The organism is Fluviicola sp., assembly GCF_030151805.1.
Taxonomy (GTDB): Bacteria; Bacteroidota; Bacteroidia; order Flavobacteriales_D; family Crocinitomicaceae; genus Fluviicola.
In genome coordinates this window covers 1-17,426 of sequence record NZ_JASLCN010000223.1, presented here as the reverse complement: position 1 = coordinate 17,426, position 17,426 = coordinate 1, and the positions used below count along the sequence as shown (strand labels likewise).

Below are 17,426 nucleotides of genomic sequence, written 5' to 3'. Positions count from 1 at the left end.
GACGCAATACAATTGTACTTTGATCTACTGTCGCTACCCGCAGGTAATTAATCGTTGGTGCTACCGGAGCTGTAATGACAAACGAATCTTTATTTGAGAATGCTTCAAAACCGTTTCCGTTATTTGCCCGGATCACCACATTGTAAGTTTGGAGCGGAATCAGACTCAGGTCGTACGATTCGCTCGTTGTTGTTCCAACTGCTGTCCAGACACCGTTTCCTTCTTTTACAAAAATGGTATAGCCGGTTAATCCTGCGCCCCATCCCACATAAGGTGTCCAGGTTAATTCCGCCTGAGATGTACAACTATTTGTAGTATAGGTGAGATACATACTCGTATGTAATGCTGCTTTTGCAGAAGTCTGATATGTCGGAGGAATTGCAGGTGTAAAGCAAGAGTCGAACGCGGCAATTGAATATGTTTCCGGTCCCGTGATCGGAATCGGATGTGTGTACGTGGTATTGGTGATTCCCCAAACGGTATCTATTTCTACAATAAATCCGTTCACATCCTTGTGATAGACAATGTATCCGTAAGTATCCGGCTCGTGATTCTGATCCCAGGTAATGACGATGTTTCCTGTCAGCGTATCAACTGAAACGCTTGAAATTGTTGGAATTCCGGGAGTAATATCATCCTGGAGGTTGTCACCGATAATGTTGGACGACCACTGACAAACCGGAGTGGAATAAACGACCTGGTAATTCAGGAAAGCCGAACAGATATCAATCGTATCAATGAAATGTGTTGTATTGTATGGCAGAACCGCGATCGAAGTCCAGGTTCCTACCGGATATTCCCTGTAGATCGTACACACATTGCTCATTCCCGGAAGCGGAGCCGGAGCCGGAAGATTCCAGTCCAGAACTGCTGTTCCGTTTGCAGGATTAAATAAATCCAGTTGAATGTTTTTAACCGTATCGCTCGACAAAGTCACGTTACACCCGGATTTTACCTGAACGAAATAATCATTATCCTGTCCGGGAGCCGGAACGTTTACGGTCGTTGTTCCGATCGGGTAATTTCCGATCAATCCATTCTGAACGGAATACAATTCAAAGTTGACAAAGGTATTATTCGGATTCAAAACCGGATCCCAGGAAATGTTCAAGCTTCCGTTTGGCAGTGTTGAAATACAGTTGATTGAAGTTGCCGGAATCAATCCCGGATTCTTCACATGAATCGTAATGGTTTTGAAGGTTGTTTTGGGGATCTGACAGAAATTATCCTGCACGCGGAACACAAAGGTGTATGTTTTTTCGTCGTCGATATTTCCATGAGCATCAATTAAATGAGCACAATCCGTCTGCCAGGAGAAATTGGTTGAAACTCCCTGAATTCCTGTAATAATGGGTGTTTGATTTAAGGTAGCACAAGGCGCCACATCACAACCTGTGGTACTCGTAAAGTTTGTTCCGAACTGCGAACCGCTTGCTGTCAGGTAATTGCTCTGCGGCGTTCCATCCTGCAGGAATTCAACATCGGTTGCCTGTAGCGTAAAAGTCACCAAGGCTCCTGCATTTACTGTTGTTTCGAACAATCCGCCAAAAGGTCCGTTGATTACCGGAGCATTGTTATTTGCAGGACAATTCGTTACAATCAATTGCATTTCGCGCTCCACTTCTGCAATCAGGACTCCATTCCGGTAGGATTGTGCGATGACTTTCACCACGAAACCACCAATGGTAAACGAGCGGAAGCTCAAATGTCCGCTTTGAGGATCTAAAGTCAATGGGATATTTCCGGCATTGAATGTTGCATCCGGAGTTGGATTTCCGGCACTGAATCCGGGTTCATACGGAACAAAATCCGGATCAACCGGCGGATTATAGCTTGTTCCTTCGATGCGATCCATCGGTGCAGCCAATATGGTTACCACCGAGTCCAGATCTTCATCGGACGGATGCATGTTGTACTCATAATTTTCCCCGGCACACAAAACCAGGTAAGGATCCTGTAAAAAACGCGGTGAATTATCGGTACAAACTCCGGCTGTCGCTCCGGGAATTGCATACATGGTTGCACGGATCGTTACACCGTAATTGGTCGGATTGACCAGGTTGGTAATGCTTCCGTTCCGGGAAAAGTTGCTGTATGTGATAATCCAGCCTTGTGCAGGAGGAACTCCCGACAAAATAACCGGATTGGATTCGTAAATAATCTTTTCGATTGCTCCTACTCCGTTTCCGCCATTCGCTCCTGAACCACAACTCAAAGGCGGCGGCGAACCGGCAACTGCCGAACAAGTCGGAGAAATATCCGTGCGGCTTACAAACAAAACCGGGATGGTCGATAAGGAAGGGTGATTCCAGATTTTCAGGTTTTCCGAAACAGGATTGACGTCTACGCCATTGCAATCGCGGTAAAAAACCAATTGAAATACGTAGCCGTTTCCGGTACATTTCCACGTGATTTCCCCGCCCATTACATGAGTAGCATTTGCTTTAAAGCATAAAGCAGTTACGATCACCAGGAGAAATACTCGAATCATACTATCTATAACGTAAAAACCTGTTTTTTAGTTTATTTCTTTTCGTTTTGCTATTAAAGCTTGAGTGAGCTAACGTTTTTGTTTAAGAAAAAATGTTCAAATGTTCATCCTTCGACAAGCTCAGGATTTTTTGTTCAAATGTTCAAATAAAATCTTTTTAAGTTCTACGTTGAACTTTCTCGGAACTTTTTAATCTTTTCAGCTCTTCTAAACCAAAACCAATCGAAAAACCTTTTTCAAAATCACCACCTCTTTAAAAATAATTCTTCTACAGAATGACGCAGAAAAAGGCATTCAGTTGTGTCTTTAACCTGCAGTAATGATTAAAAAATCTTCAAAATTGAGGTATTGTTTTGCCAAAGCCTGAATTCGTTGCGGAGTAATGTCTTTGATCTTTTGAATTGCTTCGTCGTAAAAAGACAAGGTCAGATCGTGCATATCCACGCTATTGTACATATCCAGCATGGCATACGGTCCGTCGGCACTTTTCAACAATTGTCCCAGCATGTAATTTTTCACCAAATCCAGTTCATCTTCCGGAACCAATTCATTTTGCAGGCGTTCCAGCTCGAATTTGATCTCGTGCAAAGTGTTTTCAAGGACTTCTTTCCCCACTTCCGTCACAATGACAAAGTATCCGGTGTGGTTCATATCCATCACTCCGGAACCGATTCCGTACGTATATCCTTTGTCTTCGCGGATATTGGACATCAGTCGCGAACCGAAATAATCTCCCAGGATCGTATTCAAAACCTGGAAATCAATGTAATCCGGATGTGCTTTCGGGAACAGGAATCGCCCCATCCGGAGTGCGCACTGAACGGCATCATCTTTCGGGAAATTGATTCGCTGGGCCTGAAACCTGAAATCTCCGCCGTATGTTGCTTTTCCGTCGATTGCCCATTTTCCGAACAAATCAATCAAAGCATCTACTTCGTCCAGCTCCAGATCTCCAACCAGGGTAATGCGTGTCAAGCCGTTCAAATAGTGCTCTTTCCAGTATTTTTTATAGGCCGAAACCTTGCTTTCATCGTAATCGGATTCTGCGGAAATGGTTGAATAATCTGCGTCAGAAGCAAACAAATGCTTTCTGAATTGCTGCTGCGCCACGTATTTCACTTTTTGCTGATTCACTGCAAATTGCTGTCTCATTGAACGCAACACATCTTCTACTTCTGTTTCCCTGAATGCCAATCCCTGGATGGCATTTGCCACAATGTTTGAAATATTCCGCAAGTGTTCGCGCAGGCAGTAAATGCTCACCACCGCCGTTTCGAAGGAAATATCCGTATCCAGGAAACCTCCTAAAGCGTCGATTTGTTCGTGAATTTCTACGGAGGAAAATTCGTTTGTACCGGAAAGCAGTAAGCTGTGAACAATCGCAGGAATACTTTCTGTTCCGCGTGTAATTCCGGCATCGAAGAATAAATCCAAGCGTACGGTTTCATTCGGAACTTCTTTCATCCAAAGCAATTTCACGTGTTGTGTCACATCAAAGATATGCGGCTTCACAAACGAAATTTGATTGACCTGTTTCGTTTCAGGTTGCTGAGTTCTCACATTCATTCTTTGATGGATTTAACGCGTAATAGGGAACAGTTTTCTTTCTTCAGAATGTGGTTTGCAACCGTTTTGATCTGCTCTGCCGTGATGCTTTGATACAAATTATTTTCTTCGTTCACTCCGTTTGCATCTCCCAATAATTCATACAAGCACAGGTTCATGGCACGGTTCAACAAGCCTTGTTCCTGGAATTCTTTCACTGTTCTGATTTTGTTCAGAAGCTTCGATGTTTCCGCTTCCGACATCAGTTCGGTTCTCAAATCGGCCAAAACAGTCCACAAAGCCTCATCGAGTTGTTCGAAGCTTACTCCGTCGCTCAATTTTCCGTCAATGATCAACAATCCCTCGTCGATCGAACCGGTGATGTATGCGTTGATGGAAGTTACCAATTTCAGTTCCTTTTTCAATTTGGAATACAAACGGGAGGATTTTTCGCGTCCGAGTGCATCGGAAATAATATCGGTCACATAGTATTCAAAGCTGCGTCTTTCGGGCATTTTGAAACTATAGTAGAATGCATCGTTGGGAACTTTCCGCTCGATTGTCAATTCGCGGAATTCTTTCTGAACCGGTTCTTTCGGCAGGATGCGCTGCGGTTTCAAAGAGGCAGGAATGTCTCCGTACCATTTTTCAACCAGGCGTTTCGTTTCTTCGAACGAAATGTTTCCGGCAATACACAAAATGGCATTTGCCGGGTGATAATGTGCTTTGAAAAATGCTTTCACATCCTCCATCGTTGCTTCTTCAATGTGCTGGATCTTTTTCCCGATCGTTGCCCATTTGTACGGATGTTCCTTGTATGCCAACGGTCGCAGCTCCAACCAAACGTCTCCGTATGGCTGATTCAGATAGCGTTGTTTGAATTCTTCAATCACCACATTGCGCTGTACTTCCAAACTCTTCGGAGTGAAGGCCAGCGAAAGCATGCGGTCGCTTTCCAGCCAAAGTGCGGTTTCAATATTCTGAAGCGGCAGGGTGTCATAATAATTCGTAATATCATTCGATGTGAATGCATTGCTTTCTCCTCCTGCGCGTTGCAGCGGTGCATCAAAATCAGGAATATTGACTGATCCGCCAAACATCAAATGTTCGAAAAGGTGTGCGAACCCCGTTTTTTCTTCGGATTCGTCACGTGCACCCACATCATACAAGGTATTGACTACCGCCATGGGTGTTGTGGGGTCAAAATGATGCAGAACCGTGAGTCCGTTATTAAGCTTAAATCGGTTAAATTCGATCATTCAAATGTATATTTGGAATCGCTTCGTTCATTCAAAGCGGTTTTAAATTCTGTTATTATTTCCCGGACAATTTCTCCGGCTGGTTTCATTTCGGAGATCAATCCGGAAATCTGACCGACTTCCAATTCGCCTTCAATCAAATCGCCTTCAAACATTCCTTTTTTGGCTCTTCCTCTTCCCAGCAATTCGTGCAATTGCTCGTTGCTAGCGCATTGTTCGTAAGCCTGTTCCACTTTTTCGAAGAAGGAATTTTTCATCAGACGAACGGGTGTCAATTCTTTCAAGGTCAGCATTGTATCTCCTTCTTTGGCTTTCAGGACTTCGTCTTTGAAATTCTGATGTGCCGATGATTCGGGTGAAGCAATGAAACGTGAGCCGATCTGAACTCCGTCTGCTCCCAAGGTCATTGCGGCAAGCATTCCTCTTCCTGTTCCGATTCCGCCTGCGGCGATCAAGGGAATGGAAACTGCGGCTTTCACCATCGGAATGAGGCACATGGTGGTGGTTTCGTCGCGTCCGTTATGTCCGCCGGCTTCAAATCCTTCTGCAACAATTGCATCTACTCCTGCTTCCTGGGCTTTCAGGGCAAATTTCGCGGATGAGACTACGTGAACAACTGTAATTCCGGCTTCTTTCAGGCGACTTGTATATGTTTTCGGATTTCCTGCTGAGGTAAAAACTACCGGAACCCGGTGCCTGATAATCGTTTGAATGTGTTCTTCGATGTTCGGGTACAGCATCGGAAGATTTACCGCAAACGGCTTGTTTGTTGCGGCTTTGCATTTGCGGATATGTTCATCCAGGATTTCAGGATACATGGATCCCGAACCGATGATTCCGAGTCCGCCGGCATTTGAAACGGCACTTGCCAGCTCCCAGCCGGAGCACCAGATCATTCCTGCCTGGATGAGGGGGTATTGAATCTGAAAAAGTTCAGTCAGTTTATTTTTCATGAAAAGAGTCCTACTTTCGAGTTTCCAGTAACGAAAATACAAAGAATCGCCCTAAAACATGCCTTTCGGGGAATAGATTTGCGGAAATTCGGCATATTGTGGGTTATGAAAATTTCCCGCAGATCTCGCAGATGGTTTATTTAAAGGCTATGCGAACCTATGTGGTTTTATTGTCTCCTGCAGAGGATCGCAGAGGTTTATTCAGAAGTTGATTTTAGATTTAAGGGGCATTTACAATTCTGTAACGTGTTTTGGTTTTAGGATTTCAAGGTCTTATTCTTTCCTTCTTGCAGGAAACAGGGCCGAAAAGGGATTGAAAACGGCTGAAACGCCCTAAAACCGCATGTTAATTCTATAACATTTTGATACTGTATCTATACTTGATCCATACTGTATCTATGCTCTATCCTTACTTGACCCATGCCTGATGTGGTTCAGGTTGTTTTTTTCCGATTTTGGATTCCTCTTTTGCATGGTGTTTTTTTACACTTGTGCGAAGCGGATTTTGTGCGTATTTCCGGAATCGTTCCCAACTTTTTTCAGATTTGGATCTGAATTTTGCTCCATCAAATTGAAGATTATGGAGAAATTGTTCGCTTTCGTATTTGTTATGTTGACTTATTCCTTCCAGTTGTTTGCTCAAAACGCTGATTCTTTGCTTCCACCGAAAGTGAAGCACATTGAACCTTTGTTTGTGGATCTGATTCGCGATCTGGGTGCTCGAAAAGGGGAACGCGAGTGGAATATCGGGTTGGGAAGCGCGCATTTGAACGATCATGTGGAGTTGACGACTTTGGTGGAGTATGAATTTGCACCGGTGAACAGATTGGGTTTTGAAGTGGAAATTCCCTTTACGTTTTCTTTTGGAACGGGAAATCAAACGGAACCTCTTCCGGGAAATCGCCTTGATGGGTTGAAACTGGCTACGCAATATACGTTCCTGGTTTCTCCGCGTTTCAATACTTCTGCTGCGTTGGGTTATCTGAATGAATTCGAACTGACTTCTTTCAGCCGGTACGGCAAGGAGCGGGTTGTGCGGGCAAACCTGATGCATCCTTTCCTGGTAGTGGCTAAAAGCTGGAAAAACAATCTTCATACGATGCTTATTACCGGGCCGGAATGGGAAAAGGAGTTGCGTTCCGGCAACAGTGCGTTATTCTTTCACATTAACGGAAGTGTGCACTATGCTGTGCCGGCAACAAAAAGCGTGATCGGTCTTGAGATTAACACCTTGATTGCAGCAAATTTCACTTCTGTGGTTCTGCGTCCGCAAATGCGGATAACGGTTTCAAAAACGTCTAAAATCGGGCTGGTGGCCGGAATACCGATGAATACGCGTTATGATTCTTATAGTTTCTTTTTGCGCTGGATTTATGAGGTCCCGAAGAAATTGAAAAGTTAAAATTGAAAATTGAAAAGACAGGTCCCGCAAGAGAATTCCGGTGATCATTTACGTGGAATAAATCAGGATCCGATTTTCTATCTTGTATCTCGTTTTTTTCAGACTATACTGCATCTTTACGGGCTTTGCGCTCTTTGTCTTTGCTTCCCGATTTCTACCACGATTGCGTTCACTGATCTGCTTTAACAAACGTTCAGATGCAAAGGGTGCGGAGGATTCGATCCTCTGCCTCTAAATTCTGATCCATGGGAAAAGGGATCAACCATTGTTTTTTCTTTGTTGTTCTCACTATTCGAAACAGGCTGCAACTCAAATTCCCGGACATACCTTACTACGTCCGGGAATTCCTGTCATTCTTTTATCGGGCACACACTTACTTCCGTATGCGGATTGGTTTATAATTTGATCACTTCCCGCTTCGTATCTATGTGTTTGCCTTTTAGTTTTATAAAATACATGCCGGAAGCAATTTCGGATGCCGCAACGTAATACCGGTTGGTTCCGGGTTCTCCCTTGAGAAGGGTGGTTTTGATCTGTTTCCCGAAAATATCCGATAAGGTGATGGTTACTTCATCTGATTCGGTTAAGACGTAATCGACATTCCAGCCGTTTTCAGCCGGATTCGGGCTAATGATTACGGGTTCACCGGCTACAGACACAACGGGGTCGTCTCCTCTTGTGACTGTTGAATGCAGGATCCTTCCTTCTGATGCCGTTTCATTGGATGAAGCCTTTTTAGCATATAGAAAAACCGGGCTCACACAGAAATTCTTAAGCTGACTAAAACACCAGGTTGATCCATTGTATGCTTCCAGAACTATTTCGTAATCACCAATTGTTGGAAATGAATAAGCCAGCACCGGCCCGGTTCCAACAATGGATCCGTCGATTTTCCAAGCATAACTCGTCATACCAGGATTTACGGCGGTAAAAGTATAGTTCTGGTTATTCGGTGTTGAGGTACAATAGGTAAAAATCGGGTTACAAGAACCATAAATTCCGTTCTTCACATATGACGTACCGCACACTTCCAGGCAGCGTTCACATTTAATCCCATTCACGCCTTCTGCGATCAGGCATACTTTGTGGGTTGTTGATCCGGTCCAGCTATACGCAAAATCATAATTCAAGGTGGGGCCACTTCCTACCCAAACTCCATCTACAATCCATTGATATGCCACCATGTTCTGGTTGTCTGCCGTAAAATCGTACACTGAAGGATTTAAACTGGAAACACAGTATCCAAATCCGGAGTTACATTCGTTATAGGAAACAACCAGTTCGGGCCATAAGCTGGCATCTGCATGATCACTGGAAGCATAACCTTGTGATCTGTAAAAGTTCTCATTCTGAAGCTGCAGCAGAAAGCCGTTGTTTGCATCCGGATCCGTAGCCAATTCCTGCACAATCGCCGAAACAAGGTCTGTTACGTCGATTGTTTGTGTCCAGCCCCATCGTTGTCCGGTTGCTCCGATCAGCGACCAGTTGGCACTATTGGGATCTGTATTGGGCTGCGTGTTCCAGGTCACGGTATTCTCATTCCAGGCATCTGCTGCTCCAGGTAATACGCGTTTTAACCAGCCCATATTGTCGTTGGGCAAGGGTGTTCCCGGAAACTGGTTATTTCCCCAGCCCAGGGTTGGAGTGGGACCGCGCAAAATCAATGTAGCACCGGTGATTGTAGACCCCGGAGGAATGGTATTTAATTCGCTGAACCGGATCAATTCCCTGGTTGTACCCCGGGGACAACCGGCAGCATTCCAGGTCCAGGCTGAAAAACTGCTTTCCGGACTGTTTCCGAAATTCATGTTCGATACCGGTTGCTGCATCCCTGCCGGTCTGCAATCCTTTCCAAAGTCATCGTGAAGCTCCCAAAGAGTCACATCTTCTCCGACATTGGCATCGGGTTTAAAGGTTAGGGTAACCTGCCCGAAAGCAGGAGCAAAAACACTCAAATAAAAGCTAAGTAATAATCCTTTTTTCATAAGCAATTGTGAATAGTTGTTCGTTTATTTCATGCATTTTAATCTGACGGCAAACTCCGGCCGTTCTTTGGTAAAAAACAGGGTTCGGAGAAACCTCCCATTCTTTTCGGGGATTTCAACGTTTACTGAAAAGGGTTTCAGTACAGGATCATTTAAGAATTGGCTTGATTGCCAGGATTTACATTGTGAAAGTGAATAGTCAATTTATTATTGGGTTATTTTCAGAATAAGTTACATCTTTTTTTGTGTCGATTTCTTTTTTCAGAAAATGCATGTGTATTATTCACCAAAAAACCTGCTGCCGAAGAAAAAATTCACACGTGTATTCCCCAAATGGTCCGTTAAGAAGAAGGTAGCTTTGTTGTGCTGAATGCGGGAAGGAGTCGTTCCCAATGTGTTCGGAGTGATCATCGCTACACGCTCGTTTCCGTATACGTAGAATTCGTTTGTGGCACCTCCCGGTTCAAATTTCACAATCGCCATCCCGATAGGAATCGGGACTCTGCCCAAAGTATCTTTCACGTATACCTTCTATCTGGTTGGAATAGAAAAATCACTTAATTACCCATTCAAAATTATTCCGTCCATCAGGTCTAAATTTGTTTTTAAATTCTTGGGGAGTACTAATTTTGATGGTATCTACCTTACTTATTACGGTCATCGAAACAAAATCTTCATATGTAGGAACAATAATTTTTCCACCTAGACCATGGCTAATAGAAAAGAACCCTTTGTTTTGTATCCTGTAATGACTGATCAAATTAATCGAATCAAAATCCAGCAATGTAACTCTTGGAGGTTCATTATTATAGCTTCTCAGAAAAGGAAAATAGGAATCCTTACCCCAAGCATCTTCAAATACCTGTCGATTAAAGTAAACTACCACTTCTACGTCACTTCCTGATTCGTTCGTTATATTGGAATGATGATGATATTCACATCCTGACAAGAAGTACAGGAAAATAATTAGTAATTTAATTTCAACAATTCTCATTTGCTTTAATTTAAACTATTTCAAATCATTTACACTTATAATCACTTTATCTCCCAAATGATCCGTGAGGAAATAAGTCGCTTCGTTGTATTGAATGCAGGAAGGAATCATTGTTTTTTGAATTTACCAAATCCACTTTGTTTTTAACACCTTTCTGTACCGAGTCACAAAACACTTCTAATTCAAACCTTAACATTTATTTTCATTAGGTATTTCCCTCTCAGTTTCAATCCTTTTTGTGCAAGTTACTTAATCACATCACGATCCAATCTCCCAGCTATTATCCCTTTTTCCAAATCACCAAGCGATAAATCTTTTTTTCCTTCGTTACCAAAAATTTGAGTCCAGCCTTCACCCGTAAAATGATCAGCAGCCATAAATTTCGATATGTCAACCTCAAAACGTTTACTGTAAGCAATTAAAAATTCAATAGCATCATCTCCTGTAATCCCCAATTTTTTATATAAATAAGTTTCTCGACTTAAAGGTCCCCACTTTTTAGGGATACAAGCTTCTTCAAACACGAAACTTACAAGCTGTTCAAAAATTATATTATTCATAGTTTATCGTAATGGCATTAGACCATTGTCGTATTCCCGCAGTACCTTTCTGTACTGAGTCACAAAACACTTCTAATTCAAACAATCAAACCCCTACTATTTTATCTGTTTCAAATACTTCTCTTTTAGTTTCAAACCTTTTTTGGAAAAACAGATTTTAATCTCTCCAAAGGGATGATTGGGATCTTGGTCATGTTCATAAGTCGAAATAAAATTTAATTCATTTCCTTCTTTCTCGAATAGAATATAACACACCGTAGCTTCTGAACCTATTGGAAAGATATCTCCACCTTCAAATATTAAATACGTTTTTCCTTTGTGCTTTATTTCATAAAACTCAATGAGTTCATATTCGGCCGTATACGCCCCCGAAATTCCCAACAAAGGATCAAGAATTATTTGTTGGCTCTTCATTTGAATATAATCTCTGAATAAAGTATCAGATTCAACAAAATATTCTTGAAATCGTGCATGTGTAATTAACTTCATATCAGAATCATCAAATGAATAAACTCTCATTGAATCAGTATCTTTATACGAGTGATTCTGCCGGTGTTCACTTAATGTCGAACATTTTTGGGAATAACTAAAGTTCCCCGATAAAATAAATATTAAAAAAACAACTCTATACATACTATTTTTTATAAAATGAGTGGAAATATTTTCCGTTTTCTGAACTGAAACTAAACTGAAATACTGCCTTATCCGTACTTTTACCTGCATCGTCCACATAAGGTTTTGCGTATCTAACTCCCCCCAACCATGCCCTTGAGCCATTTGTTGGGTCTGTTCCGCCATTAACACTCGAAATTACGGCAGATATGGCAGTATTTGCGTTTGTCAATGCCATTAACGATTCAATTCCTTCTTTTCGCTCTCTGGCAAATTCCTTGCTATTAGCATTTCCGGTAGTTCCATCAAAGTAACCATCACTGGAATAGATCATTCCTCCTTTTGGATTTCGCTTACTCATTCTAACCCTAATTGCTTTGTAAAACCCCCCATCTTTCGAAGCAGCATTGTTTATTGCAAACGCATAATAATCAGCGACTCGCGCATCTTTGGTTTTTCCTTTTTCCCCTGCATTTACAACTCTATTGGTAATCACTTCATCAGAACCTCTACTTTCTCCAAAAACCCAAGCAGCTCTATCCAATAACTCCGTGTTGGTAATTGATAACTCTTTGGCATTTTTATAGGTTCCATCTTCGTTCTTACCATCCGCAACATAAGCTTTGTCATCTTTTTTTCCATCCGATCCTAACCAAGTACCATCTGCTTTGTAAAAATCTCCTGTAACACCTTTTCCAGTTGGATCAACAAACATAACCGGGTTCCCCATCACATAATTATACGTACTCCAACTCGGGTATTTATCTGCCCAAGGGTCTGTTGACAAGAACCGCGCAATATCCGAATCATAATAACGTGCTCCACGATAATCCAAACCGGTTTCCCGGTCACGTTCATCCTGCGTGGTTAAATAGCGATCACCCGCACCATTGTCGTATTCCCGCAGTACTTTTCTCCCAAAAATAACATAGATGTTGTTTTTTCATTTAGCCTTTTATTACCTTATTTAAGGTATGATTTCCTAATTCCTGGAACAAACAAAACTATTATTAAGATTAGGGAATAAATCAAATATGAGACATTAACTATACGAATTCCTAAAACATATTCTCCTTTTCCTGTAAGAGGAAATAAAACAGATGAAAATTCAGTGAATAAATTCCCACTCAGATGAGTATTCATCATTTTGTACACAAAAGGGAAAATTGTTAAAATGATTAAAGCGACAAATGAAATTTTATTCCTTAAAAATAAACAGACCAAAATCAACACTAAATAAACAATTGAAAGTCTACTTATTGGTAAGTCTAGAGACATCCAAAAAACAAATTTCAAACAGATGAACAACGAAATAAGTGACATAATGCTGTACATCAATATTTTAACCTGAATACTTCTCATTTTCCAAAAGACATTTTGTAAACCGTGCAATCATAAGCATTAAACTCCAAATAAGGCTTTCCTCCCTTTTTGGTTTTCAATGTTCCCTGAACAACCCAAATACTATCTCTTATCATTGATGCTTCGAATGGTTTATGGGTATTTATTAATTTTCCGTAATAAGGTTTCCAAATTACCTTTGCAAACTCAATAGCGGTCTTGGTATCTTTAATCAAGAATTCTTTGGAAGTTTGACCAGCATTGAAGCTACCTAGAAAGAACTCTGCTAAAGCAACAACGATTAGTTTGTATAACCTCATCATTTATTCTCTTTATTTGATAACTAATTCCTTCTTCGAATCAAAATCAATACCTTTCCTTTTTAATCAACTTCCCATTTTTATAATACTTCCAAACACCTACTTTTTTATGTGCAGGAATACTCGAATAAATAAACTCATAGTTTCCTTTAACAATCAAATTTCCTTTTTGGTCATATTCAACATAACTTCCACAGTATAATTGCCATTGAACCCGCATTTCTGCTTCACTTTTAATTCGTCCATTGGGCCAATATTCGATCACTTTCTGAAGGCCATCTACAAAAAAGTAATGCTTCTTAATCACACCATTCGGATGAAATTCTATGACATATGAATCTTCTGTGTATCTGAATTCCTTTGCGGCTTTTTCCAGTGTTGTAGTATCTTCCGTGAGATATGAATAAGATTCCAAACGACCATCTTCGGAATAGTTATAACTCAAATGTGTTCTACCGATAGAATATCCATAAACTCTCATTCGATTTAAACTGTCAAAATCCATTCGGTTACTGAAAGCCATACTCCTATTGGAAGGGTTAAAATCAAAGTAATTAATGCTATACCCATCATTCCGAATAACATGCTGTTGTAAAGTTATTCCATTAACGGTATCCCGAAAATCCAACGTATATACATCTTTACCTTTTATTATATCTATTAAAACTAAATTATCAGGTATCTGCTTCAGATAATTGACCCAACTTATTGGACCCTGACCAAAGGATAAAAATGAAGCCCCTACGCAAAACACACACCCCAAGCCAAATTCGGTTGCAACTTTTCTTATTCTTTTATTCCCAACCTTAGTCAACAATTCTAAATGTACCAATATTGAAATCGTAGTCATTATAATTATAATCCGAAAATTCAGTAATAAACTCTTTTAGCTTTAAATATTGTTCTTCTTCAACAAAATGACCATCACAATATTGAAAATCTCCAGGTAAATCTGGTGGGCATATTTTATTTATTTTTTCCAGACTATAATGAGAAATGTCTATTTCTCTAACTAGTTTTTCTCCTGTTTTTTCAAAAACAGTTAGAAGCAATTTTGTTTTCATAATTTAGTTCAATTTATAGTTTAAGTTTCTTTCTTTCTAGCCAGGAGATAAAATAAATACTATTGTTAAAAGTATTACCGTTCCAACACCGACTGCTGTGCCTGCCTTTGCCCCCTCTTTTACAGCATCTGGATCAAGATTATTAGATCTCGGAAAATTGGAATCTTTCGCACTGGAGTTTTCTTTAGTTTCCATTTTAGACCTGGAAGCTTTACGACCTGGAACAGGAGGTTTAACCTGTTCCCCAGTTTCTGAATCCCAAGCTCCTTTATGTTTTTTTCCGGTTTTATCATAAACCTCAACTTCACCATGCTGTGAGTCCCATTCCCTACATAATCCATAGAAAAAACTTCAATTCTTCTTTTCATTTTTAATATCTTATTATACCTGTCCACTCATCAATTAAATCTTTTCTTATATAAAATCCCATAGAAGTTTTTATTACAACAATTCCAAGATTTGGAGAAAAATAATATGTTGGTGGAGAAGTAGATTTTCCTACAGAGGAAAAATAAAACTTAGAGATTTTATTAGTCATAAAAACAAAATCATCTATCTTTTTAATCCCTACACCATTTAATAAAGAGATGCTGTCTACAAGACCATTTTCCGTATAAAATGTTTTCCAATTCCCAGATACATTAATATCCCAATTGTTTATTGAGTTCTTTCTCAGAGATAGTACACAATTACGCAAATTAGTATCATTACAAATAATACCATAATACAACTCTTCGTTAGAGTCTGCTTTTTTTTCAACCGTTAGAGTAATTTTTTTCTTCTTATTAATTAATTCATAATCTATTTTTTGCCTTTCAATATTAACCTGTCCATAGCCAAAATTGATACAACAAGAAATGGATAGAACAATGAACCCTAACGTCAAATATTCCTCAATCTTTTTCATGATAAAACATGTATTATTTATTCCACATTACACTATTCATTCTTTCCTGATAATTCGCATATTCGGTTTCATACGTTGTATCGTTATCATTCGCCTTATTTTGAATATACTCCTCAAGAACACCTGCTCCATCAGTTCCATACATTGACATTTCCTTTATTTGAACATCTGTATATCCCATCCCATTTAGATCTGAAAACTCCTTCAATGCTGTTTGCATTAAACCAAAATAGTTAGCCCACAAAGTATGATTAACATCATTCCCTTCAATTTTATTCAATCCAACATGAGAATGAATACTCTCATGTATCAAAAGGTGCGCCATCCCTATTTGAGTTCTTGAACTATTGGCTTCCTCCGTATATAATTGTTCACTCGTAATATGAGTCAAGACAATATTCTTTTTGGAATCACGGTAACCATTCATATCAAAATACCACGTACGGCCATCCTCACCTAACGGTACACTATTTCCATTTTTGCTTTCTCCATCCATTGCTAATATATATCTGTAGTTCTTATTAGTTCTATATTCTTTTAGAATTTTGTCTCGAAAAAATGGGCTATTGGATAACGAAATCCATACAGGATAAAAAGCACTCTTTTTAAATGCTTCTGAAGGTTCAATATCTCTTCCATCCGGATCAACGAAAACCAAAGGGTTACCTCCAACATAATTATAAGCCGAAAGACTTGGATATTTGCTGGCTTTGGGATCAAGCGACAAAAACCTCGCCACATCACTATCATAATACCTTGCACTCCTTAGGGTGCGTTTTACCAAGTGATCTTAAATTTCTATTTCCCCGGATGATTTTTCATATAAACTGGTTTTATGTAAAGTACACCTGATTCGTCATCATTCCGGCAAGGAATTTCCCACTGAAACAATTGATCAATAATCGCTGCTGCTGCTTCATAATTATTGCTTTTTATCACGCCTTTTTCATCAAAGTAGGTTTGAATGAAATGCTCTTTTCCCTTCTTGGCATTGTCTATTAATTCTTTTGATTGGATTACTTCTCTGAAACCTTCATCTAACTGGGTTAATTTCAAAGGTTTATTCCGACTTAATTTTTCACGTATAACTGAGAGGTACTCTTCCGTACTATTCAATTTTAATTGTTTTATTAGATGTCCAAATAACTTGTCATTTTGTACTACATATTTTTTGGGGACTTTATCTTTAGGAAGCATAATCATTATAGAAATGTAATAACTTTTGTGTCCAAAACTTTGGGTTACTTCATTTATAAATGGATTGGATAAATGAATTATCGCTAGTGAAATAATAAATGTAATTTTCATAATAATGAGAATTTACCTTCTATGAAATGAATGAACTTTTTTGATGCTTATTCAATCTCAATCAACCATTTTCTTTGCTTTAGATCATTCAATGTATAAGATAATTGGTGTAAGTATATTTTGTTTTTTATCATAACTTATTTGTACAGAATGCTAGGAAATTTTTATTTGCTTTTAATACTGTCATTTCGATATTACTTGCGAAAACCTCTTAAAAGGGGAATCAGAAAAATCAAAATGATTAAGATCAAAATAAATAATAACCATATAACAACTAGTGTAATTGAAGAATGACCAACATCTATAATGATCCCCTTATGCTTCAAATAGACTTTTACTTTATTGACTGTTTCTCCCAATACCCACATGGTTATTATTGATCCTAAGGATATTCCAATATAAGCCCAACCTCTGCTTTTGATTAGAAGCTTATATGTTAGCAATAACAAGAATATGTTTAGTAAAGCAAATACTAAAAGAAAAATTGTAGTTTCCATATCGTTAATTATCTGTTTTGATGATTTTCTGATCAAATATGTTACCGCTAGGTAACTCCTTCCCACTTTCAAACATGTCTAAAAACCAATTTGTCACCTTTTGTAGACTACTCTGAATTCCGGGATAGTCCATTTCTTGTATAACATGCCCCGCTTCTTCGCTCAGTGATTCTTCTCCTGTCCATTCT

Annotated in this window: 19 protein-coding genes and 1 pseudogene; 1 reads left to right on the top strand and 19 read right to left on the bottom strand. The window is 39.6% G+C overall.

Going from position 1 to position 17,426, the window contains the following annotated elements:
* The 4 genes from Q1V93_RS08535 to Q1V93_RS08520 form a co-directional block, all read right to left on the bottom strand.
* On the bottom strand, positions 1-2,491 hold a 2,491-nt coding region (locus Q1V93_RS08535; protein ID WP_300663757.1), incomplete at its 3' end, for a fibronectin type III domain-containing protein.
* A gap of 306 nt (positions 2,492-2,797) precedes the next feature.
* On the bottom strand, positions 2,798-4,057 hold the full coding sequence (locus tag Q1V93_RS08530) for a pitrilysin family protein (protein ID WP_300663755.1): 1,260 nt from the start codon (positions 4,055-4,057) through the stop codon (positions 2,798-2,800).
* The gene (locus Q1V93_RS08525) at positions 4,054-5,295 is read right to left on the bottom strand and encodes a pitrilysin family protein (protein ID WP_300663753.1); all 1,242 of its coding nucleotides are present in this window, start codon (positions 5,293-5,295) and stop codon (positions 4,054-4,056) included. The genes Q1V93_RS08530 and Q1V93_RS08525 overlap by 4 nt, the downstream gene beginning before the upstream one ends.
* Entirely contained in the window at positions 5,292-6,248 is a 957-nt protein-coding gene (locus Q1V93_RS08520) for an NAD(P)H-dependent flavin oxidoreductase (RefSeq protein ID WP_367183778.1), read from the bottom strand. The genes Q1V93_RS08525 and Q1V93_RS08520 overlap by 4 nt, the downstream gene beginning before the upstream one ends.
* Before the next feature lie 580 nt (positions 6,249-6,828).
* On the opposite strand from Q1V93_RS08520, the gene Q1V93_RS08515 reads away from it, so the two are divergent.
* Positions 6,829-7,650 (top strand): HAEPLYID family protein, encoded by an 822-nt coding sequence (locus tag Q1V93_RS08515; protein WP_300663749.1) that lies wholly within the window; start codon positions 6,829-6,831, stop codon positions 7,648-7,650.
* Between the two features lie 395 nt (positions 7,651-8,045).
* Here the strand turns inward: Q1V93_RS08515 and Q1V93_RS08510 are convergent, their stop codons facing one another.
* The 15 genes and pseudogenes from Q1V93_RS08510 to Q1V93_RS08445 all read right to left on the bottom strand — a co-directional run.
* On the bottom strand, positions 8,046-9,635 hold the full coding sequence (locus Q1V93_RS08510; RefSeq protein ID WP_300663748.1) for a DNRLRE domain-containing protein: 1,590 nt from the start codon (positions 9,633-9,635) through the stop codon (positions 8,046-8,048).
* Positions 9,636-9,914: 279 nt separating this feature from the next.
* The gene (locus Q1V93_RS08505; RefSeq protein WP_300663746.1) at positions 9,915-10,157 is read right to left on the bottom strand and encodes a hypothetical protein; all 243 of its coding nucleotides are present in this window, start codon (positions 10,155-10,157) and stop codon (positions 9,915-9,917) included.
* A gap of 31 nt (positions 10,158-10,188) precedes the next feature.
* Positions 10,189-10,629, bottom strand: coding sequence for a hypothetical protein (locus Q1V93_RS08500; protein ID WP_300663744.1), 441 nt, complete (start codon positions 10,627-10,629; stop codon positions 10,189-10,191).
* Between the two features lie 245 nt (positions 10,630-10,874).
* Complete coding sequence (locus Q1V93_RS08495; protein WP_300663742.1) at positions 10,875-11,189, bottom strand: DUF1493 family protein; 315 nt, start codon at positions 11,187-11,189, stop codon at positions 10,875-10,877.
* 96 nt (positions 11,190-11,285) lie between these two features.
* Positions 11,286-11,708 (bottom strand): hypothetical protein, encoded by a 423-nt coding sequence (locus Q1V93_RS08490; protein ID WP_300663740.1) that lies wholly within the window; start codon positions 11,706-11,708, stop codon positions 11,286-11,288.
* Between the two features lie 115 nt (positions 11,709-11,823).
* Positions 11,824-12,708 (bottom strand): RHS repeat-associated core domain-containing protein, encoded by an 885-nt coding sequence (locus tag Q1V93_RS08485; protein WP_300663759.1) that lies wholly within the window; start codon positions 12,706-12,708, stop codon positions 11,824-11,826.
* 451 nt (positions 12,709-13,159) lie between these two features.
* Positions 13,160-13,462 (bottom strand): NTF2 fold immunity protein, encoded by a 303-nt coding sequence (locus Q1V93_RS08480; protein ID WP_300663739.1) that lies wholly within the window; start codon positions 13,460-13,462, stop codon positions 13,160-13,162.
* 46 nt (positions 13,463-13,508) lie between these two features.
* Positions 13,509-13,943: a hypothetical protein gene (locus Q1V93_RS08475; RefSeq protein ID WP_300663737.1), complete on the bottom strand. Its 435-nt coding sequence runs from the start codon at positions 13,941-13,943 to the stop codon at positions 13,509-13,511.
* 325 nt (positions 13,944-14,268) lie between these two features.
* A complete protein-coding gene (locus Q1V93_RS08470; protein WP_300663735.1) occupies positions 14,269-14,526 on the bottom strand; it encodes a hypothetical protein in 258 nt (85 codons plus the stop codon).
* Positions 14,527-14,562: 36 nt separating this feature from the next.
* On the bottom strand, positions 14,563-14,721 hold the full coding sequence (locus Q1V93_RS08465) for a hypothetical protein (protein ID WP_300663733.1): 159 nt from the start codon (positions 14,719-14,721) through the stop codon (positions 14,563-14,565).
* A 27-nt stretch (positions 14,722-14,748) separates the two neighbouring features.
* Positions 14,749-14,844 (bottom strand): annotated as a pseudogene (locus Q1V93_RS19385) (colicin E3/pyocin S6 family cytotoxin); the annotation flags it as partial.
* A 52-nt stretch (positions 14,845-14,896) separates the two neighbouring features.
* Positions 14,897-15,433: a hypothetical protein gene (locus Q1V93_RS08460; protein ID WP_300663731.1), complete on the bottom strand. Its 537-nt coding sequence runs from the start codon at positions 15,431-15,433 to the stop codon at positions 14,897-14,899.
* Positions 15,434-15,446: 13 nt separating this feature from the next.
* The gene (locus Q1V93_RS08455) at positions 15,447-16,217 is read right to left on the bottom strand and encodes an RHS repeat-associated core domain-containing protein (protein ID WP_300663729.1); all 771 of its coding nucleotides are present in this window, start codon (positions 16,215-16,217) and stop codon (positions 15,447-15,449) included.
* A 14-nt stretch (positions 16,218-16,231) separates the two neighbouring features.
* Complete coding sequence (locus Q1V93_RS08450; protein WP_300663727.1) at positions 16,232-16,741, bottom strand: hypothetical protein; 510 nt, start codon at positions 16,739-16,741, stop codon at positions 16,232-16,234.
* 501 nt (positions 16,742-17,242) lie between these two features.
* The coding region (locus tag Q1V93_RS08445) for a hypothetical protein (RefSeq protein WP_300663725.1) at positions 17,243-17,426 on the bottom strand (184 nt) is incomplete at its 5' end.